General features: G+C 62.7%; 16 protein-coding genes. 4 read left to right on the top strand and 12 right to left on the bottom strand.

Annotated features, from left to right (window positions below; translation table 11 throughout):
- Positions 1-209 precede the first annotated feature (209 nt).
- Positions 210-746 carry an OmpA family protein gene (locus NKJ77_RS16000; RefSeq protein WP_023682635.1) on the top strand — a complete coding sequence of 179 codons (537 nt, stop codon included), beginning with the start codon at positions 210-212 and terminating at the stop codon, positions 744-746.
- 79 nt (positions 747-825) lie between these two features.
- On the opposite strand, the gene NKJ77_RS15995 is transcribed toward NKJ77_RS16000, so the two are convergent.
- The 8 genes from NKJ77_RS15995 to tagH all read right to left on the bottom strand — a co-directional run bounded on the left by NKJ77_RS15995 (position 826) and on the right by tagH (position 15,168).
- Entirely contained in the window at positions 826-2,439 is a 1,614-nt protein-coding gene (locus NKJ77_RS15995) for a caspase family protein (protein WP_023695271.1), read from the bottom strand.
- A 264-nt stretch (positions 2,440-2,703) separates the two neighbouring features.
- A complete protein-coding gene (locus NKJ77_RS15990; protein ID WP_352535441.1) occupies positions 2,704-5,100 on the bottom strand; it encodes a M23 family metallopeptidase in 2,397 nt (798 codons plus the stop codon).
- Positions 5,097-5,558, bottom strand: coding sequence for a DUF1036 domain-containing protein (locus NKJ77_RS15985; protein WP_023667922.1), 462 nt, complete (start codon positions 5,556-5,558; stop codon positions 5,097-5,099). The genes NKJ77_RS15990 and NKJ77_RS15985 overlap by 4 nt, the downstream gene beginning before the upstream one ends.
- A gap of 11 nt (positions 5,559-5,569) precedes the next feature.
- Positions 5,570-7,939: a serine/threonine-protein kinase gene (locus NKJ77_RS15980; protein ID WP_352535440.1), complete on the bottom strand. Its 2,370-nt coding sequence runs from the start codon at positions 7,937-7,939 to the stop codon at positions 5,570-5,572.
- Complete coding sequence (locus tag NKJ77_RS15975) at positions 7,936-8,694, bottom strand: PP2C family protein-serine/threonine phosphatase (protein ID WP_023695276.1); 759 nt, start codon at positions 8,692-8,694, stop codon at positions 7,936-7,938. The genes NKJ77_RS15980 and NKJ77_RS15975 overlap by 4 nt, the downstream gene beginning before the upstream one ends.
- A gap of 157 nt (positions 8,695-8,851) precedes the next feature.
- The gene (tssM, locus tag NKJ77_RS15970) at positions 8,852-12,373 is read right to left on the bottom strand and encodes a type VI secretion system membrane subunit TssM (protein WP_352535439.1); all 3,522 of its coding nucleotides are present in this window, start codon (positions 12,371-12,373) and stop codon (positions 8,852-8,854) included.
- Positions 12,370-13,896: a type VI secretion system protein TssL, long form gene (gene tssL, locus NKJ77_RS15965; protein ID WP_352535438.1), complete on the bottom strand. Its 1,527-nt coding sequence runs from the start codon at positions 13,894-13,896 to the stop codon at positions 12,370-12,372. The genes tssM and tssL overlap by 4 nt, the downstream gene beginning before the upstream one ends.
- A 252-nt stretch (positions 13,897-14,148) precedes the next feature.
- Entirely contained in the window at positions 14,149-15,168 is a 1,020-nt protein-coding gene (gene tagH / locus NKJ77_RS15960) for a type VI secretion system-associated FHA domain protein TagH (protein WP_352535437.1), read from the bottom strand.
- A 271-nt stretch (positions 15,169-15,439) separates the two neighbouring features.
- On the opposite strand from tagH, the gene NKJ77_RS15955 reads away from it, so the two are divergent.
- The 3 genes from NKJ77_RS15955 to NKJ77_RS15945 are packed head-to-tail and all read left to right on the top strand — an operon-like array spanning position 15,440 to position 19,276.
- Positions 15,440-17,773 carry a type VI secretion system Vgr family protein gene (locus NKJ77_RS15955; RefSeq protein ID WP_352535436.1) on the top strand — a complete coding sequence of 778 codons (2,334 nt, stop codon included), beginning with the start codon at positions 15,440-15,442 and terminating at the stop codon, positions 17,771-17,773.
- Positions 17,774-17,780: 7 nt separating this feature from the next.
- Positions 17,781-18,206, top strand: a complete 426-nt coding sequence (locus NKJ77_RS15950) for a DUF6484 domain-containing protein (protein WP_023823522.1) — start codon at positions 17,781-17,783, stop codon at positions 18,204-18,206.
- Between the two features lie 41 nt (positions 18,207-18,247).
- Positions 18,248-19,276 (top strand): hypothetical protein, encoded by a 1,029-nt coding sequence (locus tag NKJ77_RS15945; RefSeq protein WP_155923912.1) that lies wholly within the window; start codon positions 18,248-18,250, stop codon positions 19,274-19,276.
- Between the two features lie 45 nt (positions 19,277-19,321).
- Here the strand turns inward: NKJ77_RS15945 and NKJ77_RS15940 are convergent, their stop codons facing one another.
- Genes NKJ77_RS15940 through NKJ77_RS15925 form a run of 4 tightly spaced genes read right to left on the bottom strand, consistent with a single transcriptional unit; the run spans position 19,322 to position 23,391 of the window.
- Positions 19,322-20,197 (bottom strand): hypothetical protein, encoded by an 876-nt coding sequence (locus NKJ77_RS15940; protein ID WP_023823520.1) that lies wholly within the window; start codon positions 20,195-20,197, stop codon positions 19,322-19,324.
- Positions 20,198-20,203: 6 nt separating this feature from the next.
- Positions 20,204-21,289 (bottom strand): DUF4150 domain-containing protein, encoded by a 1,086-nt coding sequence (locus NKJ77_RS15935; RefSeq protein WP_352535435.1) that lies wholly within the window; start codon positions 21,287-21,289, stop codon positions 20,204-20,206.
- A gap of 3 nt (positions 21,290-21,292) precedes the next feature.
- Entirely contained in the window at positions 21,293-22,312 is a 1,020-nt protein-coding gene (locus NKJ77_RS15930; RefSeq protein WP_352535434.1) for a hypothetical protein, read from the bottom strand.
- Positions 22,309-23,391: a DUF2169 family type VI secretion system accessory protein gene (locus tag NKJ77_RS15925; RefSeq protein WP_023830357.1), complete on the bottom strand. Its 1,083-nt coding sequence runs from the start codon at positions 23,389-23,391 to the stop codon at positions 22,309-22,311. Before NKJ77_RS15925 ends, NKJ77_RS15930 begins: the two co-directional genes overlap by 4 nt.
- Positions 23,392-23,403 lie beyond the last annotated feature (12 nt).

Genomic DNA, 23,403 nt, shown 5'->3' with positions numbered 1-23,403 from the left:
AGCCCTCACTCAACCCGCCTGCGAGGCGCGGGTCAAGTCTGTCGACCACCACATGTCCATGACGTTGTTCACAGACAAACGCCTCACGGTTTGGTATATTCCACAGCCGACCGTGATCTCGACAGATCATTGTCGAACAGGAAGAGTTGGCCCGGATCCATGGATCGGGCCTGAGTGAAAATCGGATGCTCGAAACGGGAGTAACCGTTATGCAGCGGCACATTTCAGTCTTGGCATTGGCGACCGTGCTTTTCTCGACTCACGTCTATGCCGACCCACTTCAGAAATCGGAAGACATTGTGAAGTTCTTTGCCGGCACGATCGATCACGGCGCGGCACGCGGGATTTGTGTCGGCACCGAGGACGAGTGCAAGAGCAAGACCGGCCAGAAAGAAAAGCCTCCGGAGAAGACCGGCCTCGATATGCTGATCAATTTCAGCCTGGATTCGTCCGAGCTCGACGCCAAGGCGCGCAGCGAACTCGACGAATTCGCCAAGGCGCTGAAGGACGATCGGCTGAGCAAGCTGTCCTTCGTCGTCGAAGGCTATACCGACGCATCCGGCTCGGCGACCTACAATGAGGGGCTGTCGCAGCGCAGGGCGCAGTCGGTGACGGCCTTCCTCGAATCCAACGGCATCGAAGCCACCCGCATCAAGGCGGTCGGTCTCGGCGAGGCCAATCCACGCAACCCCGACCCCTACGATCCCGTCAATCGCCGGGTCGAGATGCGGATCAAGGCGCAGTAGCGTCGCCGGCTGCGTTTTCCGGCCATCAACGCCGCGCGTCCAACGGACACGCGGCGTTTTTGTCGTTCGATGTGATCGATCAGTTCTTGAGCACGCCGCCGACCGCTACGCCGGTGCCGAAGATCAGCGCCTTGGTCAGGAAATCATTGTTGTCCCGCGGCGGCGGCTCATCCTCGCGCACGACCTCCCGGTTGCGCCTTTTCTGCACGAACTGCTGCTGTCGGCGCGGCTTCTGGGCGTACTGCTTCTTGCGTGGCTTTTCCGCCACCGGCTTCAGCGTGCGGGCCTTCTGCACCATCTGTTTTTTCGGCTTGTCCACGCCGGCCTGGTCGGCCTCATGCTTGGCACGCACGGCCTCCATCATCGGATCCGTCTGGATAACCAGGAATGCCAGTTGCTCGCGCGTCAGGAAGGTGGTCGGAGGCAGCCCGTTCCCCTCTTGCCAGTCGCCGATCGCTTGCCGGGTCTTGGCGCCGATATTGCCGTCAACGCGGCCAAGCTCGTTGCCCAGCGCCTCGACGCGCAATTGCAGGTCGATGCGGCCCTGGCGATCGAGACCGATCGCGTTCTCCGTCGCCTCGGTGCCCAGCACCTTCTTCATGTCGTCCGAAATGCCGACCGAGGTGCGCACGGCAGAACCCGAGTTCGCTTCGTCGGCATCGAGCGCTGCCACCTGCCGTTCCTGGGCTTTCGGATCGTTCAGCGCATCGATGTTGAGCCGCGCCACCGTGGCGAAGCGGCCATTCGGGAACTGTTCGAGATAGGCTTCGTAGAATGGCGCGGTGTTGCGCTTCGAGGCCTCGTCCCAAAGCCGCTGCTCGACTTCCCACGAAGGCGGTTCGCTGGTGACGGGGGCAGGGGCGGGCGCTGTCGCGGCGTTCGCGTCGTCGGCGGCCGGTTTTGCCACCGGCACGGCTTCGGCGGCCGGTTTGCCAAGGAAAACCTCGCGGCCCAGCGATGCGTTGTGCCATGGCCGCTGGCGGCCTTGCGTGGTCTCGGCCACTTCGCCGCGCACCCGCGTCAGCGCGCTCTGGATCTCGATGCCGGGTTCGGTCAGGTGCCTGGCGAGCGCGGTCGAGTAGGGGCTGTCGACGCCGTTGCCGTCAAAGGCGATGGCGCCCGGGTCGGTGGCATAAGCAATCAGGATGCCGCCGGTGCCGACGCCCTCTGATTTAGGGTCGATCGGCGCCAGGCCGGTGCCCAGCGCGGTGGAGCGGGTCTTCGGCATCGCGGCCGCCAGTGTGCGTGCCAGCGGATTGTCGCGGCAGGCATCGAGGATGATGACGCCGACCGCCGGGTCGGGTGGCAATGCGGCCATGAAGTCGTCGATCTGGACGGTGCGGGTCTTGAGATAGGCAGGTGACGTCAGTTCGGCGTCGACCGGGATCAAAAAGTTCTTGCCGTCGACCTGCATGCCGTGGCCGGCATAGAAAATGACGGCGAGGTCGGCATCGTAGGACTGCTCGGTGAATTTGCTGATCAGGCTGTGCATGCCGGCATTGTCCTGGTCGACGCCCTCGATCACCTCGAAGCCGGCATTGCGCAGCGTCGATGCGATGAGATGCGCGTCATTGGCCGGATTGGGCAATTCGACGGCATGGACGTATTTGCTGTTGCCGATGACCAGCGCGACGCGTTTGACGCCACCGGCATCCGGCGCCGCCGCCTGGACGGTGCCAAGCGCGGTCAGCATTAACAGAAAAAATCCGCTCAAAAGGACGGCAAACGCTTTCATGGGATCGGCCCTCCGCCCCAATGGGGCGCGTTATTGATGGCTGCGCATGCTAAATTTCACCAGCGACTGTATCGCTTCTGCCAAAATGGCTGTTGGGCGTATGTGATCCCAGCCACAGTTTTGGTTCACAAGGACCCAAAAACCTTCCCAATATCCGCAAACATATCATTCGCCGGCCTCAGAACCAATCGGCTTGGCGAAAGCCGGGGCGAACTGCCAGCTCTAGCCCGGCTCAAGAGTATTTTGGATCGAGCCGACCAGTGCCGTTATCGCCTGCTTGTATTTTTCGAACTCCGGCGATGTCTGGCGGACTTCCGTCGTCGTCTGCTGGCCCGCATCGGTGGTGGCGGGCGTCGGCAATTTGCGGCCCATCTTCCGTTCCGCCCAGTCGACGACGTAGCTGGCGGTCTTGCCGGCAAGAAACGGGTTGGCCTGGATAACGGACGAGCCGAGCACGGCGCTCAACTGCGCCGATCCCGGCGACGCCAGCACCTGATGGGCGCCTTCCATACCGAGGAAATGGCAGAGATAGAGCCGGCCGGCGGTGATCTGGTGGCCACGCGCCTTGAGATAGGCTTCGCCCTCGCGCGCCAGATTGCGCACCATCTCACGCGAGATGGTGGCGTCGTAGCGCAAAGCGAGCAGGTCTGCGGTCGACAGCGAGCGCGCCAGTTCGGGACGATAGGTGTTCATCATCCGGATCCAGGTCTTGGATATGAACTGGCCGGCGCCTGTCGCCGAAGACAGCGGGTTCTTGGCCCGCGCGCTACCGCCCGATTCGACGTGGACGATACGGTCGGTCAGCGTTTCGACGGCGGGATCGCTGGAAGTGACGGCGATTGCAGCGGTCACTGTTCCGAGCGGATCGATCGCCTGACCGCTTTGATAGAGTTCGAAATGCAAATGTGGCCCGGTCGACAGGCCGGTGGTGCCGATATAGCCGATGATGTCGCCGGCCTTCACCTTGGTGCCGACATCTCTGGCAATGGCGAATTTCGACATATGCGCGTAGCGCGTCTCGCGGCCGCCGCCATGGGCGATCTTGACCACATTGCCGTAGCCGCCGCCGTCGCCCTGGAAGATGATCTCGCCGTCGAAGGCTGCGGCGATCGGGGTCCCCACGGGTGCTGCCCAGTCGACGCCCTTGTGGATGCGAACAACGCCCAGGATCGGATGCTTGCGTGGCCCGAAGGTCGACGTCATGACACCGTTGACCGGCGTCACCATGCCCTTGGCCACCGTCAGCGAGCGCACCTGGTCGTCGCCCGAGACGCAGGAAAACTGGCCGTCGCTCTGCTGGAAAACGAAACAATCGAGGCTCTTTTGCGTGCCTTGGATGCCGACATAGAGCACCCGTCCGTCGGTCTCGTTCTTGCCGCGCGGCGTCTGCGAATAGATCAGCACAAGGCGCTGGTCCTCGCTGGCGAAAGCATCCAGATCCTGTCCGCGCGACAGATACATGATGGCTTCGCCGATGATGCCGCTCGGCACATTGTTGCGGGCCGCCGTCGAGTAGATCGCGTCGAGCAGGCGGTATTGCCGTTTCTGCGTGCCTTCGGTCTCGGCGCCCGAATAATTGAACAGGTCCTCGCGCACCCACGGGTCGACGCCCGACACGAAGGCGCCGGCCGCGTTGCGTGTCAGCGTGCCGACAAAGACGTTCCTGGCGTAGATCGAGACCTGCATCAGCGACATCGTCGTGGTCTCGCGCGTCGGCCTGAAGCCGCGCATCGCCACGACATAGCCAGGCTGCAGGCCGTCCTTGTCGAACAGCGCCTTCAGCCCCTCGCCGGCAAGCTTTGCGTCGTCGGCGGAAAAATGCGCATCGAGCGCCACGCTGTCCAGGCTGCGGTCGTTGAGGATTTTCACGAAAATGTCCTGGGTCGCCTCGAAGCGCTGGTATTCCGAGCTGACGGTGGCAACGCTGGTGTTGTTTTCGACCGGTGTCTTCTGAAAGGCGGGGAGTGCTGCTTCGCCCTCATCGATGGTCTCGCCCCAGCCGGCCTCGGGGTCATCGGCCGCCGCCGATGCACCCGGAGCGGTCTGCGGGTCAGGAGCTGGGCCGGAGGCCGCCGGAGCCCCGTCCGCGCCGGGCGATGGTTGAAGATCGTTCTGCAGGTCATTCTGCGGATCGTTGGGTTCGGCGGGTGGCGCGACCGCGGTCTTCCGCTGCGCCTGAAAGAAAGCGAAATCCTCTTGCGTCGACGGGATCGTCGTCATGAATTTTTCGCTGGCGCTCAGCATCACGTCGGAGAGAACCATGATCTGAGGGGAGATGCCGGCCTGGTCGAGCTCCGTCGGGCGCGGCATCCCGCGGCTCTTGGCGGCGCCGGCCTCCGGCGCCAGTGTGATCCACATCGGGTCGCCGGCAAGGTCGATGATGGCCGGCACATAGACCGATGCGTCGGCCGGTACGTCGTCCGAGCCTTCGACGGCGTGCAGTTCCTCGTCCTCGTCGCCAAACGACCAGTAGTCGGCGGTGAAATAAAAGCCGGTGGCAATCGCGGCAAGGGCGATTGTCGCCAGGCCAGCCGCCAGCCCGATCCAGATCCTGCGCCTGCGCAGCGCGGCGCGCGCCTGCTTCTTTGCTCTGAAGCTGGTGTCGATGCTGTGCGTCACGGCGCGCTTCCGGTCAGGAAGAAGGTCCAGCGCACCTGTTCCTGCGTGTCGACTTCGAGAAACTTCGCCGCGATATGGCCGCGCTGCCAGCATTCATCGATGCCACGGATCGAGAACCGCCGCCGCTCGATGCACATGTCGGTGGAGCCTGCCAGGATGGCGTGGCCGAAGACATCCGTCGCGTAGATGTAGATGTAGCGGTTGGTCAGCTCCTCGCGAATGACGTTGACGCATTGATTGGCGCCGATGGTCCACCAGCCATCGGTCTGGTCGGCATCGTCGACCTTCTGGCCGACGGCAAGATTGACGACGTCGAGCGTCTGGTTGCAGACGGTGAATTCGGCGCGCGCCTGCCCGGTGGAAAGAAGCGCCAGCAACAGCGTCGCGACCGCGCTCGCGGCGAGCTTCACCCGCACGTTCCGGGCAAGCAGGACGGGATCACGGCGACGGCGTTGCATCGGCGTCGGTGCTACCCGCCGAGGCGGAAATATTTGGCGGTCGCCGAAAATGCCGAACTCCTGGCGCCGATCTCGTCGAGTATCCTGGGCAACAGCACCGAGGCCGGCGTCGGCGTTGTGAAGTCCGCCGCCTTAATGTCCTGCGGCCCGGTGATCACCATGATGATCTGCGGCAACGCCTTGCCAGCCGCCTTGTCGGCGGCGCCGAGCCCGATCGGGATCGAGAAGGTCGCCTTGTCGGCTTGTACGACAACATGGTCGTCGAGGTTGAAGGCGATGCCCCTGTGGTCGATCAGGAACACGCTCGACACCAGCCCGCCATGCGTCACCAGCGTGCCGTCGATCGGCGAGCCGTCCGGCACCGATGTCTGGTCGAGGACAAGCTGCGGCCTGTCGGCCGTGCTCGCGCCCATGAAACGCAGGAAGCCGGTGATCCCGCATTGCGGGGGCTGGATAAGGCGGACGCTGATATCCGGCTCGACATGGAACTTCGCCTGGAATTCCCCAAGCAACTGTTCGAAGGGTGGCACCGACGTGCCGAAGCCCTCGATCGCGACACCCTTGTCAGCGGCCGACGTCACCGTCGCAAAAAAACAATCACCACCATTGAAGGCGCGTACCCAGGTGACCCGCTCCGCGGCCGCATCGGCCGGTGGCGGCACCTCCGGCTTGGGCACGTTCATGGCAATGTCGGGCTCTGCCGGCTTGTCGGCCTGCTCACCGCTGGCGATATCGGGCTGGCTCGGCTTAGGCTCCGCGGTCGGTTCAGGCGCCCGCGCCTTGGGCTCGGGCGCTTGAGCGGTGGGTTCCGGCGTCGGTGCTGTGGGTTTGGGGGCCTCGGCCGTCGGTTCAGGTGTTTGCGTGGCTGGCGCTGTCGCCTTGGGCTCTACCGGCGGACTGACAAGCTCCGGGTTCTTCGCGGCACCGGGCTGCGACGGGCCGGATGGCGGTTGCAGCGCAACGGTCTTGTCGGTTGGTTCGGCCGGCTGCGGGGCCGTAGCGCTCGACGCGACTGGCGGCGTCGGCTGCGGCTCGACCGGCGCTTTGGCCTGATCTTCAGCCGGAGTCTCCGCTGGTTGCGGCTTTGGCACCATCTTCTCGACCGGCGCAGTGTCCGGAACGGGCTTGTCAGCGACGGTCGGCTTTGTCAGTCCGGGTTGGAGCGGCTTGCCGGTGTCGGTGACGCGAGGCCGGTCTCCGAATCCCACGATACCCGATGCATAGAGCCCTCCAAGCGATACCACGGCCACCGCCGACAGCACCGCGATCGTCAGATTTCTGCCTGTAGTAGCACGCTTCGGCGGTGTGCTTGCTCGCTTGGGAGTTTCAGCAGCCGGTTTCGGCTGCGACAGGTGCGCCGGGCGCACGTGCGGCACGAAAGACGGCTCCGCCGTGCCGCTTGGCGGGGCCGAACCGAAGCCTTGGGCCGGCGAGTCCCCGACCTTCGAGACAGGCCCTGCGGTCTGCCCGGTTCGCGGCAGACCGGGCCGGGGCGCGAGCGATGCCGGCGGCAAGGTCGCGTCGCTGTCGTCGCGCGTCAACCGGGCGATTTCGGCCATGCTGGCCGGTCGATCATCCGGGTCAGGCCGCAGCATCGCTTCGACAATGTCCCTGAGATCGGCATCGATGCCGGAGAGATCAGGCACGGTCCGCCGTTTTTCGACGATCTCGTATTGCGAGCCGCCCATGTCGATCGGCTTGCCGCGCAGCGCCGCCGCCAACACCAGCCCCAGGCTGTAGATGTCGGACTGTTCGCTGACCTCGCCGCCATAGAGCCCGAGCTGCTCGGGGGAGACGTAATTGTATTTTCCGGCGAACTTGCCGCCGATCAGCGTCTCGCCGCCGACCGCCGCCGATCGCGCAATGCCGAAATCGATGATTTTTGCCCGCTCGACCCGACCTCCCGGCAGGATGATGTTGTCGGGCGAAAGATCGCGGTGGATGGCGCCGGCCTGGTGCACGGCGCTGAGGCCCGAGGCCAGCCGGTGGCACAATTTGCGCACATCCGGCGTTGCCATCGCACCGCCGCGCATGACGTCGTACAGCGACTGGCCGTCGACGAATTCCATCGCCAGATAGGGCCGCCCGATGCCGGGATCGATGGTGAAGACGTGGTAGCGTACGACCGCGTCATGCGACAGATGGTTGAGGATCGAGGCTTCCTTGCGAAACAGCGACAGGATCGTCTGGTCGCGGGCGAATTCCGGCAGCACGATCTTGATCGCGACATGATCGCCGGTCTGGATGTTGTGGCCGCGATAGACCTCGCCCATGCCGCCCGACGCGATGCGTTCGTCGAGCTCGTAGATGCCGCTGAGCTGCGTGCCGACGCTGGTATCCGCCATGTTGGGCAATAGCCGGGTCTTGTCGTCGGAGCTCATCGGTCTTGGCCTCCTGCACGGGACAGGCCATTGCCTTTGTCTCTGATCTTGACCAGCACGATGGTGACGTTGTCGGTGCCGCCGCGCTCGAGCACCATGGTAAGCAGCTTTTCGCAGGCAGCCTGCGGCGCTGCCGAGAGCACTGCTGCCGCAATTTCCGCGTCGCTGACATGCGCCGTCAGCCCGTCCGTGCTGAGGATGAAAATGTCGCCGGCAAGGGTCTCTCCCTGCTGGAAGTCGATGGCGATTTCGTCGTTGACGCCGATGGCGCGGGTGATGACGTTGCGGCGCGGCCAGTTCTCCGCTTCGGCCGCGCTGATCGCGCCGCTGTCGAGCAGTTCCTGGACCTCGGTGTGGTCGCGCGAAATCTGCGAGATCGCGGCGTTGCGCACGAGATAGACGCGGCTGTCGCCCGACCACAGGCAGGCGAACCTGCCGTCCATGGCCAGCAGTGCGGCAACGGTGGAGCCGATGGTCACGCCGCGTGAGCGCGAAATCCGGCGGATCTCGGCATGCGCCCGGTTCAGCCGATCCTCAAAGCGGGCGCGCAGATCCGGCGCCGAACTGGCGATGCCGATCGTCGCCAGATGCTCGACAATGCTTGCCGAAGCGACTTCTCCGGCCTCGTGCCCGCCCATGCCGTCGGCCACCACCCAGAGGCCGATCTGCGGCTCGACCAGGAAGCTGTCCTCATTGTGGTTGCGCACGCAGCCCTTGTGGCTCACGCCGTAGCTCTCAAAGGCGGCATCGTTCACTTGCCTACGCTCCGCAACGCCTTGGCTGACGTGCCTGGCCAGTCTGCCACAGCCCCATTCATTAGAGTATCGAAATCTAAGCCGCTGATGACGGACCGTGTGGTGCCGCCGCTGTCTCTGCGTCCTGCAATCGCTGGTCCTGCCATGCAATTCCCCATCAGAAAGCCTTCGGACAGCTGAACGCGGAAAGCGCCGGCAGCGTGAATGGGTTGCCGTCCTCCCCGGTCTTGATCGTGTAGGCGACATCCCGTCCGCCGATGACGAAATGCGCTTCGAAATTATCGCCATTGGCGGTGACCTGCCCCTTGTCCAGCAATCGTTTCAAAGCCCAGGGACCGTCGAACTTGATTGCGGACTCGCGGCCGGGCAGCTCCGGCGTCAGGCTGAGACTGGCCGAACCGGTCTTGCCCGGCCACGGAATCAGTCCCGGCGTGTTGCCGGCCTGGGTGGCCTGCAGCACCTGGCCGTCGATATTGAGCAGCGCCATGTCGGCATCGCCATGCAGCGACAGCGGCGTGAAGGTGATGTTGATCGACGGCACCGGCCCGCCGAGCGGAAAGAAAGCCGCGCGGATTTGTGCCGCGAGCTGAAAGTTCTTCAGCGTCGATTTCGCCAGATTGCGGCCGAACCTGGTGTCCTGCTTCCAGTCCCAGTCCTGGCCGCTCATGTCGACCAGCGACGCCAGGTTCTGCGCGAAGAACCGGTCGAGAACCCCGCCTGGAGAAAACAATCTGGCAAAATCCGCCATGGCGACATCGTCGGTACCGGCGGGGGCGAATGGAAAGCGCCCGGCAATCACCTCTTCGCACGGACGGCCGACGGTCTCCTCCAGCATCTCGTTGAGATGCGTGGTCGATGTTTCGGCGACGGTGCCCTCGAAATCGTCCGCCGCCGCGCTCACCATCCTGGCCAGCGCCTTCGGCAGCCGCGAGGCGTTGGCGCGTAGAGTCGATATCTGCAGCTGCAGATTGGCGTTGGCCTGGTCCGTCTGGGCGGGGACATCGGCGGCCAGCCGCACGCTCTGATAGATTTCGCGGAAATTCTGGGTCAGGGCGTCGAGCGGCCGCTGCCCCGGCGCCCCGGCCACCAAAGCCTGGAAAGACCGGAACTGGGCTTCGATGTTGGCGCCGGGATCCTGGTTCTGCGTACTGACAAAGGCGGTCCCGGCCCTGCTCTGCGATTTGCGCGCCGCAATCTCGATGCCGATGCGGGCGAGGCCCTTGGCGCGCGCGGCGATTTCCTGGTCGCTGTCTTGAGACGGCGCAGCCGGATTGCGCTCTTGCGTCAAAGCTGTTTCGCGCGCGATCGCCTCGAACAGCTGCATCAGCGGCGAACTCGGTGATCCCGCTGCGGACAGCGCCAGATATTGCGGTTTGTCGGCGGCCATTGCCTTGAACTTCAACCTGTCGAGCACCTCGTTCCACGCCGCCGCAAAACTCTTGCCATAGCGGTCGAGAAGTTCCGGGCCGAGCTTGAGCAATTCCTGGTCGAAGCCGCCTTGCTCGCCGCTCGAGCCGATCACCCATTGATCGTCGACCAGCGCCTGCGCGCTCCTGGCAAGTTGCGCCAGATAGAAGTCGAAGCCGGCATGGGTGTAGAGACCGGGGACGCGAAGGCCGGCGAGATCGTTTCCGTCATTGCGCTCGAACAGCATCGGCGCTTCCGGGCCGGCTTGCGAGGCCACCGAAAAATCGTCCAGCGCCGCCGCATAGGTGGCCGACTGGATGAGAGCGGTGGCGCGATCGGCAAGGCTCATGCGGCCGAGCGAGCGCTGGGCGGATTCGACCAGCGTGCGGTTGAGTTCGAACGAGGGATCCTGGTCGTTGTCGAGCGCCAGCATGGCGCGCAAATGCTTCTCCAATTGCGCTCGGCCGTCGCGATTGTGGGCGCCGGGATAGCGGTTCTGTTCCCAGTCCCGTTTCAGCCAGGTGACGACCAGCTCGTCATCCACTTTCGGCGCCTTGCCGCTCAGCATCAGGTAAATCTTCAGCGGCTCGTACAGCGCCATCGGATCGGCCATCCTGGCCTCGATCGTGCGTTCGAGCTGGAACAGCAGGCGCGAGCGGAACATGCGCTCCAGCCCTTGCCGGTAGGCAGTCTCGGAAGCCGAAAGGATACGCTCACGCTGGCTGAGGCCGAACGTCGCCGTGGCCGGCGTCGGCTGATCCTTGGTGTCATAGCCGGCTGGTAGGCCGCGCAGCGCATCTAGCGCACCGATGACGGTTTCGAGGTCGGCATCCGACACCGTCGTGCTGGCCAGCAGCGGCGCGGCTGTCGCGCGGTATTGGCCTGCCGCCTGGCCGGTCGCGGCGACCAGCGATTTGTTGGTCGTAAAGCTCAGGCCGAGAACGCCAAGCGCGGCGATCGCTATGGCCGCGATCGCTGTCAGGCCGGCGTAGCGGGCGATCGCAACGCGCCTGTCGGCCGCCCTGTCATAGGACACCCAGCCGGACTCGGCGAAAATGACGCGGCTCAACAGATCGTGCAGGAAGAAGCTTTTGCCGGTGCCGGAAAGATGCGCCTGGGCATTCCTGCCGAAACTGCGGCCTATGCTGCCCAGCAACTGGTCGATCGGCGTGCCTTCCTGCGTGCCGGAAGAAAAATACAGGCCGCGCAGGGGGGCGTTCAGCTGCTTGCGCGTCGGCTCGAAAACGCCCTCGAGGAAATGCACGATCCGGCCTTTCAGCGCACCGAGCTGCGCGGCGAAGCCGAAAATGGCGATGCGCGCGACCGGATCGGTCTCCGCCTGCAGCCGCTCGCTCATCTCTTCGGTCAGGCGCTTCACCAGCGCGTCGAATTCGGCTGGCGCTTCTGCGACCATGTTCAGGCCGCGCTCGGCGGTCTGGAAGGTCGCGCCCCACACCTTGCGCCGGCGTGCTTCGTCGAAACCGCCGAAATATTCCATGAATCCAGAGACCAGGTCGGCCTTGGTGAACAGCACGTAGACGGGAAAGCGGACCTTCAGGACCTCGTGGATTTCCTGCAGGCGGCTGCGGATCTCGGCGACACGGGCCGCCTGCTCTCCGTCCGCCATCAGATCGGCAAGGCTGATCGCCAGGATGACGCCATTGATCGGCTGACGCGTCCGGTGCCGCTTGAGCAGCGACAGGAACGCCAGCCAGCTTTTGCTGTCGGTCCGTGCATGGGAATCCTGCGTCGTGTAGCGCCCGGCCGTGTCGATCAGCACCGCCTCGTCGGTGAACCACCAGTCGCAATTGCGCGTACCGCCGACACCCGCCACCGGCTGCGCCTGGCCCGACCCGGCAAGCGGAAAGTTCAGGCCGGAATTGACCAGCGCGGTGGTCTTGCCGGCGCCCGGCGGGCCGATGACGATGTACCAGGGGACGTCGTAGAGGAAGTTGCGCTTGCCGCTCGATTGCCTGAGCGTCGCGACCGCTTCGTTCATGCGAGCTTCCAGCACCTTTGCATCGCTGCCGTCATCCTCGGCGCTGGCCATGGCGGCCTCCAGCGCCTTCTGCGCCTTGCGCCTGCGCCAGAACCGGGTTGCATAGATGATCGCCACCGTTCCGACGGCGATGCCGATGATCGCTGCCCGCAGCCAGATGGGATCCAACGGCCGGGCGCCGGCAAAGCGGATTAACGGGCCGGCGTACCAGACCGCGGCTGCAAAGCCGGCGAGCGCGAGCGCGCTGAAGATGCGCAGCAGCCAGCCGGTCACAGCATCTCCTCCCGCGGGATCATTACATCGACACGGCGGTTTTTGGCGCGGCCCTCCGGCGTTGCATTGTCGGCGATGGGCTCGTCCTCGCCCTTGCCCTCGACCTTTGTCCGCGACGGATCGCTGAAATGCGCTGCGATCATCTTTTCCACCGACTGGGCACGTGCGACGGAGAGGTCGAAATTCGATTTGAAGGCGCTGGTCTTCTTCGGTTTGACATTGTCGGTGTGGCCGACGATCCGGATCGGCCCGCGCTCCGCATCGAGAGCCGCCGCGATGCTGGCGGCCACCGGCTCGAACTCCGGTTTGACCTCGGCTCGTCCCGACTGGAACAGCAGGGCGTTGCTGATTTCCACGATGATGAAATCACCCTTGGTGCCGACGCTGACGCCGCCGGCTTCGATCTCCTTGGCCAAGGCAGTGCGGATGCGATCGACCTGCGCAATCGTCGTTGGCGCTGCGACGACCTTCACCTCCTCGGTCAGCGGGACGAAGCCGGTGCGCTCGATGGTGACCGGCGTCGCCGGATTGAGCGCCAGCAACTCGCCGGCAATAGCCTCGCCATCATTGGTGATGAGGACCCGCAGCGTGAAAAAGGCTGCGGTCAGGCCTGCTGCGGTTGCAGCGGCTATGGCCCAGAGCGGAACCCGCCTGGAGCCTTGCGCCGATGTGACCGACAAGCCTTGCCAGCGCGGCGAGATGTCGTCGTCACCGGGGACGCGGAAATAGGCTGATGTCTCGTAGACGTCGCGGCGGACCCGTTCGAGGCTCTCGCGCGGCTGGCCGCGATACTGGCCTTCGAAGCCAAGCGACAGGCAGACATGCATCAGCTCGATGAGATTGCGATGAGGTTCCGGCGTCGCCAGCACCGTGTTCAGCGCCTGGAAAAAACCGGCGCCGGTGGGTTTGACCTGGAAGAAGCGCTGCAGCATGGCGTGCTGCGCCCACGCATCCCGGCTGGAACCGGGCAGATTGGCGACGATATCGTCGGCGGCTTCGCAAAGCACATAGCTGGCGATGCGCGCATCCTCTTCCGAGGTATCGGTCCTGGCGATCTTGCGGTCGAAATTCTCGATCAGGCCGGCGACATGTTGCGCCAACGGCTCGACCTGGCTTTCGACGGCCACCAGCCGCAGATGCCCAAGCAGTATCAGCAAGGGCGCCGCGGCAGCGACGATCGGGTTGGCCGCGCCATAATCGACGGCATCGCTGGCGCCGAGCAGCGCATCCCATGGCGTTTTCCCCGCCGTCCCGGCTGAGCCGTGAACGGGCGGATCGGCCGGCGCGTTGGCGAAGGGCGTTCCCTGATAGATCACCGTCCCCGTGACGTCGGGTGGCGGCTGGCGGCCGGCGTTGGGGTCGAAAACCGTGGGTTCCGGGACGCTGGCAGGGGCGATCACCGTATTGCCGGGCGCCGGCGCATCGCGGGCGAGAACCGTCTTTTGCTTGCGGCCGGGATTAGGGCGGCTGGGGCGGATGACGGTTTTGCCGGTCGGATCGAAAGGATCATCCTTCGAGCTCATCGCCGATCCCTGCCTCTACGCCCGCGCGGCGCGACGCTCAGCGCCATGTCCGCGCGAACGCGGACCGCAGGACGCTATCTCGCCGTGACATGACATGTGCCGCAGACCCCCGAGGTCGACCAACCGTACCCGCGTGCTCAATCGTCGTATGTGATCGTAGTCTCAGAAGGTTGCGATGGAAACCCGGCGCAATTTTGGTCGCTGGCCGGTGCCTGGGTAGGCCTTCACGGTGTCTTCAGAAGTGCGCGGGGCTCAGCCCTTGCCGGTCTTCTGCTTGGCGGCCTTGGCATAGGCTTCGCTGAAATAGGTGAGGAATATGTCCAGCATGCCGTTCTCGTGCGCTTCCTCCTTGGCCCGCCAGGTCGCGACCAGCGCGTCCCAGGCGCGCGTCTTCTTCGAGGCAAAGGAGGATGGCGGCAGTTTTTTCGCAATCGCCTCGGGCGACAGATCGTCAAGCAACCGCGACAGCGCCGCCTGCATGGCGGCGAAGGTTGCGAATTCATGCGTCTTGAGGTCGTGGAAAGCGTCTTCGATGCTGTGCCGGGCATCGAGATAGCCGGATCTACGCCGCGCGAACATGATGTCGAGGATTTCGTCGGTCCCGGGCACGAACTTCAGCGGATTGTTGTCGGCGGAATTGATCATGGTGCGGTCGCTGGTCTTGGCCAGGACTTTCGCGGCGGCGCGCGCCTTCAACAGCAGCACCAGTTCGTCGACGACGATGCGCAGCACCGCGCCGATCTCGCCGGCCACCTCCTGCGGCTGGCGCAGCAAAAGCACCTCTGGCGGAATGCCGGCGCCGGCGGCAATCGCGCGCAGGATCTCGTCGGCTTGCTGCGGCCGGCTGGAGAGCGAAGCGGGCGGCGCGGTCGGTGACCGTGGCGATGCGGCATGGTCTGGAAAGGATCCAACGGGCATCTGCCGTTGCGTCGAACCATGGCCACCGAAGGCTGGGTTCCCGTCATCGATCGATACCGAGACGATATAGCGGCCGATCCGGAGCCGGTCACCTTGCGCCAACCGGTGCGGGCCGGTCAGGCGCTGGCTCGACCCGTTGACGAATGTGCCGTTGCGCGAGACGTCGTGGAGAAAAAAAGCGCCGCCTTCGTAGCGGATTTCGCAATGCCGGCCGGAGATGAACTTGTCCGGATCGGGCAAGGTCCAGGCACAGTTCTCCCGCCCGATCTCGAAGCCGCGGTCGCGCGATGCGTATCCGGGCGGCAGCCCGGCAGGCAGGACATCGACATTGCTGATCTGCAGACTGATGAACATGCGCTATGGACCGTCGACCGCTGCCGTTTCCATTGATCCGATGTGCCACAGTCTAGCAGCTTGCGGGCACAGCGGGAGAGCGGCGTTTCACACTGGCGAAAGCGGCGCAAACAGCAACGGCCTGCCGCTTGTCCTCTTTGGTCTGCCATAGAACATGTGGTAGGCTCAACATGGCTTGGGTGGCAAGTTGCGAAATATCCCTGAACGTGAGGTCGTTAACACAAGAAGGGCTTCGAACCTGCCACACTAGCGCTCAGGAGGGGCACGACCCATGCCGAGTGAACAACGCGCCGCGCTTGTGCAGACGCCGGTCGGCGCCGAACTGTTGACTTTCACGCATCTCGTCGGCCGCGACGAGATCAGCCGCTGCCTTGCCTACACCGTTGGATTTGTTTCGACCAATGCCGATATCGACCCGCTGAAGATGCTGGGCGGCGCCGTTTCGATCGAAGGCGAGGCCGACCCCAAGCGCTGGTTCAGCGGCCTCATCGCCGAGTTTCGCCTTACCCGCATCGAAGATCGGCTGGCTCACTACGAGGCGGTCGTCAGGCCGTGGCTGTGGTTCCTCGGCAATACCACCGACTGCCGCATTTTCCAGGACAAGACTGCCGTCGAGATCGTGGAGGAGATCTTCTCCAAATATGGCGGCATCGCCAAGTTCGAGAAGCGCTTGCAAGGCTCCTATCCGCCGCGCGAATATTGCGTGCAGTACGACGAGAGCGACCTCGATTTCGTGCAGCGGCTGCTCGAGCATGAAGGCATAATGTACTTCTTCGAGCATGCCGAGGGTGAGCACACACTGATCCTGGCCGACGCCATGAGCAAGCTCAAGCCGGCGCCGGGCTATGAGACGGTGCTATATCAGTTCGAAGGGCAGGGCTCGCGCCGCGACGTCGAATACATCACCGACTGGATTCCAGGCAGCGCGGTGCGCCCCGGCGCCTATGCCCACACCGATTATGACTTCGAAAAACCCGCCGCCGATTTGATGGCGAAGTCGGCGCAGCCCTTCGGCCACAAGCAGGCCGCGGGCGAGAACTATCGCCACCCCGGCGCGCATCTGGAAGTCGGGCGCGGCGACAGCCTGGCGGCGATCAGGCGCGAAGAAATCCAGGCGCCGCATATGCGCATTGCCGCTGTCGGCACCGTGCGCGGCCTGTTCTCCGGCTGCACCTTCAAGCTCGACGGCTTTCCGCGCGACGACCAGAATAAGGAGTATCTGGTGATCAGCGCCGAGTACCGGCTGTTCGATCCGGGCTATCGCGCCGGCGTCGACACCGATGGCGAGAATTTCAAGGTGGTGCTCGGTGTGGCGCCGACCTCAGTTGCTTATCGGCCGCCGCGCATCACGCCAAGGCCGATCATGCGCGGGCCGCAGACGGCGACCGTGGTCGGTCCGTCCGGCGAGGAGATCTTCACCGACAAATATGCCAGGGTGAAGGTGCAGTTCCACTGGGACCGCCTCGGCAAGAAGGACCAGAAGAGCTCCTGCTTCGTGCGGGTGTCGCAGACCTGGGCCGGCAGCGGCTGGGGCTTCATCCAGATCCCGCGCATCGGCCAGGAAGTGATCGTCGATTTCATCGAAGGCAATCCGGACCTGCCGATCATCACCGGCCGGGTCTACAACGCCTCGCAGATGCCGCCCTACGGACTGCCTGGCAACGCCACGCAGTCCGGCTGGAAGTCCAACTCGTCGAAGGGCGGTGGCGGCTACAACGAACTGATGTTCGAGGACAAGGCCGGCTCGGAGCTGGTCAACTTCCAGGCGCAGAAGGACCACCACCTTCTGATCAAGAATGATCGCCAGAAGCTGGTCCAGCACGACCAGTCCGACCGCATCGACCACGACGCCAAGCACTCCGTCGGCCACAACCTCGACGAGGACGTCGGCAACAACAAGACGGTCAAGGTCGGCGTCGACCAGACCACCAATATCGGGTCGAACGACACCGAGACGGTGGGCAAGAACCGCTCACTGACGGTGGGGGTCGATGAGACGATCAACATCGGCTCGAACTCGACCGAGACGATCGGCGCCAACCACACCCAGACCGTCGCGATCGTGCAGACGGTGACTGTTGGCGCGGCGCGGGTCGATACCGTTGGGGCCTCCGAGACCCGAACCGTGGGTGCGGTGCAGACCAATACCATCGGCGCGACACGCTCAATGACCGTGGGCATCAGCCAGACGCACAACATAGGCACGAGCGATACCTGGACCATCGGCGCCGATCAGAGCATCAGCATCGGTGCTGGCCAGACCGTCGCGATCGCCGCGTCACAGGCCACCGATGTAGGCGCTTCGCGCATAGCCAAAATCACGTCGAATGACTCCACTGAAGTTGGTGGCGGGTTCATGCTCAAGATTGCAAAGGGTAGCCTTACCGACATCAAGGAAGACTCGGTTACAAAGTCTGGCAAAAGCCTGTCGATCGAAGCGGCGGACGACATCACCCTAACATGCGGAAGTTCGAAGGTTGTCATGAAAAAGGATGGCACGATCGTTGTGGAGGGAAAGGACATTTTCTTGAAGGCATCTGGTAAGATCAACGCCAAGGCCTCGGGTGACATCATCCTGAAGGGCTCGAAGATCAACGAGAATTGAGGTCGCGATGAGCAAAGTTGTCGAGCGTATCTATGGGGTGGTCATCGGGCTGTTCCTTGGTTTCGACGATCAGGGTCCGCTGGTTGTATTTCCCGGCAATCCCGAGGATGTGGCGCTGAGGGCCAGAAGCCTGGTTGAGCTCAATCAGGCTATGATAGGATCAGAAGTGGCGTTGCTGTTTCAGGACGGCGACCCGAGACGTCCGCTCATCATGGGACCGATCATCGAACCAGCCCGCAAGCGCGCGGCCCAGCGCGTTATCAGCGATGGTGAATATGTCCGACTGAAGGCCTCGAAGAGGATCGAACTTCGCTGCGGAAAGTCCAGTCTCATACTTGACAGTGATGGACATATCTCGCTTCGCGGAAAATACATCGTGAGCCATGCTAGCGGTGCGAACAATATCCGCGGTGGCTCCGTGAATCTGAACTGATGACTGGGCCACAGGTCACAACGCAGGCGCGGCCCAACAGGGTGGCTGATGACGTGCTCCGTCAGCATGTCGAATTGGTGGCATTCCTTTGGGCGCAAAGAGATACGCTGCTGAATGCAGACCCGCCGGACGTTCAGGTGGCAAAGAGCTTTGGCGACCGGCTTGAGGTGCATCTAGACGCGCTGCGGATCGCCGGCGCGGCGGCTTGGCCATTTGCCATCGAACAATGGGCCGATTTTCCCGACAAAGGCGAACTTTTCACGTGTGCATGGCTGGCAATTGAGCTGGAAGACGAAAAAAGCCTGAACGAGTCGATTGAATTCTTCCGCGCTGAAAGGAACGCAGCCTACGGCTTTGTTGGCGCGTTGGAAATCCATCGAGCGGACAAGATCGCGAGGTGGGTCAGACAGTGGGTGTCGCACGAGGATCCCGTTAAGCGGCAACTTGCCGCTCACGCGATCGACGTGCACAAGATGGACCCCGGCAGAACGCTTTTGCGTTTGCTAAAGGACTCTGGCGCAGAGACGCGGTGTATCGGTCTTAGGCTCACGGCGAGACTTCGACATATCGAGCTTGTCCAGGTTGTCGCGGCGCTGCTCGATGATCGCGATGCCCAGGTACGCTTCTGGGCCGGTGTCGCACTCGCAGAGCTTGGATTTGGGGAGCGGGTTAGGCCCGATCTTGAGGCCGTAGCCGCATCAGACGACGCTAACGCACTCACCGCGCTGCGTACTTTGATCAAGACAACGCAGTCGAGGGAAGTCCGATCCTGGCTGGGAGGTCTGATGCGCGCCGCGAACCCGGCGGCTGTCCGCGCAGTTGGGATGCTCAACGACAAGACCCAACTCAACTGGCTCGTCGATCGCATGCGCGAACCCGCGATGGCCGCCGCAGCGGGTGCGGCTTTTCTGGAGCTCTTCCCCGACGCTGCGCAAGAAGATGATTTGTTCACCATTGACCCAGCCGAAGCCGGTTTGGAATTTGTCCACCGCTTCGAATATGGCGAGCAAAAAATCCCGCTGGCTGACAAAGTCATGGAGTGGGCCAAGGCGAGTGGATTTTTCGGATAGGGCCAACCTTGCAGCAGCGATCTCTCCGCACACGCGTGGAACTGCTCAGATCCCAATCGGGTGACCGAAAAAATATCTCTGCCCCGCCTTGAAGCCCCCGATCTCATCGCTGTCGAAAAATGTCTCGAGGATTCCGGCAGCCTGCAACGATTTCAAGTTGCCGTTTCTATCGAACATTTTCGAGCAATTGATGCCTGTGGTAGCCTCGAACAGCGTCGCTTCCCGTGCCAGCCTTTGCTCCCGCTCCTCGTCCTGTTTCAAGTTGCGATACATGCGCTTCGCAATCTTGGCGATGTCGATCGCCTCGCCTCCATAGATCGGAATATCCTTGGAGCCTACGCGCTCTAGCACCGCATCGCGCGCCTGCTTCACTTGGTCGAAATATCTCTCGCGGTTAGCTCTCTCGACCCAGCCCTCATCCGTCAAGACTTCCTCCATGGAACCCGCCATCAATGGGCCATCCTCGGCTTCAAGAAGGAAGGATATTTCCTGCTCGATCTGTCTTAGCGGCTCGATGTCCCCAGCTCGTTTGTGCGCTTCCATAAGGTAGTCGACCGCAGAGAGGTTGGATGTAGCTCCCAGTGCAATTGCCAGGAAATAGAGGAAATTGTCTCCGCTTTTGTCCTCGATATGATCGAAAGTCTGCCGCACCGACTGAAGTGTGCCGGCATAACCGGAAATGTTGGCGATCGCATGCCAAAGTAGGTAAAGCGGATTGTCTCGCATCAACGGGCCGAGTTCCGGAAGCCTTGAAAAGTTTCCGCGCGTGCATCCTAGCAGAACCGCTGCTATCCGCTCCCATGCGCGTGTGCTCGTTTCGAGGCGGGCTAGGTCCAACGCATAGAGGTCGAACGATTTGGGATGAAACCCATAGCTGAGTTCCTCGAATGCGGTGTTGGCAATCTTTGGATAGTGTTCCATGTCTACTCAATAAATTAGGCTCGCGACCTTTTCCAGTTCGCTCTGGTCATCTTCGATATCGTTGCACGCCTTGGTGTTCATGTAGTGCTGGGGAACGACGTTTCCTTGATCGTTGCAACCACCTGCCATGCGCGGCGTCTTGTGGTTTAGTTTGCTAGGTGGTGGCTTGTTTGGAGGGGGATAAGCAGCGGGAATCGGATTCGTCGGGTTCATCTTGCTCCAGATACTCAGAACCGCGCTCTTCTTCTTCGAGCTGAAGGCGTCGCCCGCTGCCTGGGCCGCTGTTGGACCAAGTGGTCGCTTCACGGTCGGACGATGTCGCGTAATCTTATCGCGATGCTGAGGTATGTCGAAATGGAGTGCGCAGCCCTGGTTCTCCTTCGTCTGGACATTTGGGCAACTCGGCTGGCCGTCCTTTCTTTTCTTGCGCTGCCTGGTCTTTCTTCTGTTCATCCGCTCGAGGGTCTCAGTTAGTGTATCTTTCTCGGCCTGCTTGTCCGGCACTTTGATCAAGCTGATCTGCTTTCGCCAGAAGGCGCCCGCCGTCATCACCCGATACGGTCTCTTGGTCTTGGGGTCCATCTGCCACTTATGCAAAGGGTTGCCGCAACAGGGACATTTGCCGGCTTGGATGGCCGCCTTGGCCTGTTTCATGTCCTGGGTTTCATTCGTAGGCGCCGGTGGCGTTGCGCCGATCTGCGAGGCGTGATTGCTTGTTGTTATGTCGATATGCCGGCAAACGTTCTTGCCCTCGAACTTCACCGTCATCGCCCAGGCTTGGAAGTAGGTCTTGCCGGTGATTTGGTGGGTGACGACAGACGCGCCAAAGCTCCGGGTGGCCGCCTCGTTGCCCAAAGGCGACGATTTGTAATAGGACTTTTGGGCGAGCGCGGCGGGTTTGCCGCCGATATTGACCGTCTCGGACCCTTCTTGGAGGTCTTTCGAAAACGACGTGTCAGGATAAGGAACCGGGATAGGCCCGGCTGGCGGCGAAGGCGGTGACAGACACACGTCGGGAAAGCGCGCCAATGACTTGTTCATGCCGTTCTTGCCGGCGATTTCCCACTTCTCGGCGAAGACGTCCTTTGTCATCGGTCAACTAGGCCTTCTGGGTGCCACAATTGCTGCGGCCTTTGGGCCGAAGCAAGAGCTTGCGTGAAGCGCGGCGAGCTTTCCCGGCGCATAGTTGCGCGCATAGGCTTGCTCGGCCCAGGCGAACTGGATGATGCCGGCGGCGGCGCCGCTGTCGCCAATGCAATCCGCTGCGTGCCAAACGTCTTGGCAGGGCCGGACTTCACGCATATTGCGCATCTGTGCCAGCACCAACTCTTCGAAAGCGTAGCTTTCACCCGCAACGTCGGACAGGCGAAACGAGACTTTGTGCATAGGCACGCCGGCATCGGCAAGCGCGGCCTTCAGGGCGGCGCTCAAGCCGTCGGCTCGGAACGGCGTCTCGTTGAACAAGGTCGACCCCTCGACGCCAAAACCGATGCCGAGAATGCTGATCGCGGTCAAAGAAGCGGCATCGCGCGTCACCACCAGGATCCCGGCAGCTTCACCAGGAACCAGTCCGTCGGTGACTGCACTGGTTTTCAATCGCTGATGTAGATCAAGCCACGACAATGTGCGCGCATCCACCAGGCTATCGACGGCGACGATGATGCATGCGGGATATCCTTCGCTCTTCAAAAGCGTCTCGGCATGGGACAATGCGGTGAAAACCGCGACAGGGCCGCCCGCGATATGCAGCAGCTTCGGTCCCGTCAGCCCGCGTCCGTCCGGTAGTGTTATTCCCGCCAGAATTCCTTTGAGCCTGCCACCAGGCATTTCGTTCTCATGCGTGCACAACAGAAGGGGCATCTGCCCCCAAGGCAGACCGGTCACGGTGTCGGCATCGAGTTGCTCGAATGCGAGTTTGACCAGCGCCGAGATGCGCTCGCGACCTCGCAGCTTGAGCGGCAAGGCGTCGACTGTTGCGCCGATGATCGGCTCGCCTTCCGCATCATGATAGCTCAGCTCGTTGAATGCGGCTATTTTTCCCCGCATGGCCGCGATCGAACTGGCGGCGCTGTAGCCAACCGGTGTCACTAGGCTGATGCAGGAGACCCAACTCATGACAGGCGCCGTTGGTTTTTCAGGGCTTCAATTGCCACGCCCAGTCCAGCGTAGTGTGGCTTGTCATCATCATCCGGGATGAGATTAACGCCAATCTCCACCTGCTGCAGTTTCACGAATTTGCGCGGAACCTTCGTGCTCACCCGGCCCACTAACACGATTTTGCCTTCGTGCGGCACGATGTTCAACGTGTCGGGAACGAGGGTCTTGCGCTCAATGCGGTCTTCGTAGACAAACCGGACGGGCACGGAGAGCCTTGGCAACCTAGCCGCGAAGCGCCCTCTTTCAGTCATCCCCAGGCAGCCGAAAACCATCCCTTCACTGAGCAGATCAAGCCACTGATCTTGTGGCGCCGCCTGGAAATAGCGATCATCAAAATCCGTCGGCAAGTAGGGAAAAATATTGTCGAGCCAGTTCTTGTCATAGGTGCCCGCATATTGCGCGCGCTGTTTGGCGAAGCGCGGCACCGGGCCGAAGCCGATCGGCTTCACGCGGTCGTTCCAGATGCGGACACGTGATTGCGGGTGCTCCACGCACGGCAAAAGGACACCGTCGGGATTGGCTTGGCTCACCAGGAAGCCGGTGCCGATAGGGTTCATGCCATCGCCGTGCGGCTTCTCGGGATCCGTCCTGTCAGTTCCCCCGAAAGTGAGATGCCACGCGAGAGGCATGCTGACAAAGGGCGTAGTCCGTGAGGCCTGCACACCCAGACCTGTCTTGAACCAGCGTCTTTGCCCGGTGAGGATGGCGCGTTTGTCGATGCCGGGCCCGATCAGCGCAACTTCCATCGATTCCATTGGACGGCCGATTGGTGCGACCGCCTGGGCGTCGAGCAGCACTTCGCATTTTGGCTTGACCGGAACGAAATCACTTTCGACGCGTACCGACGTTGTCTCGGGATCGCCGTAGTGGGTATCGGCGTAGACGAAGGGTGACTGCGTCGTGCTGGGCGTGCAGTTGCCTTGCTCATCGACATCGTATGTCGCGCGAACGACCGCGACGCAGAACTTCACGCAATGCTTGTCCTGATAGGGAAAAGTCTCGGCGAGAAACGGGGTGGTGTTCTGGCTGACGAACATCAGAGTTGCGCT

Origin of the sequence: Mesorhizobium sp. M0052, assembly GCF_040323255.1 — a bacterium.
GTDB lineage: Bacteria > Pseudomonadota > Alphaproteobacteria > Rhizobiales > Rhizobiaceae > Mesorhizobium.
This window is presented reverse-complemented; position numbering and strand designations above follow the sequence as displayed.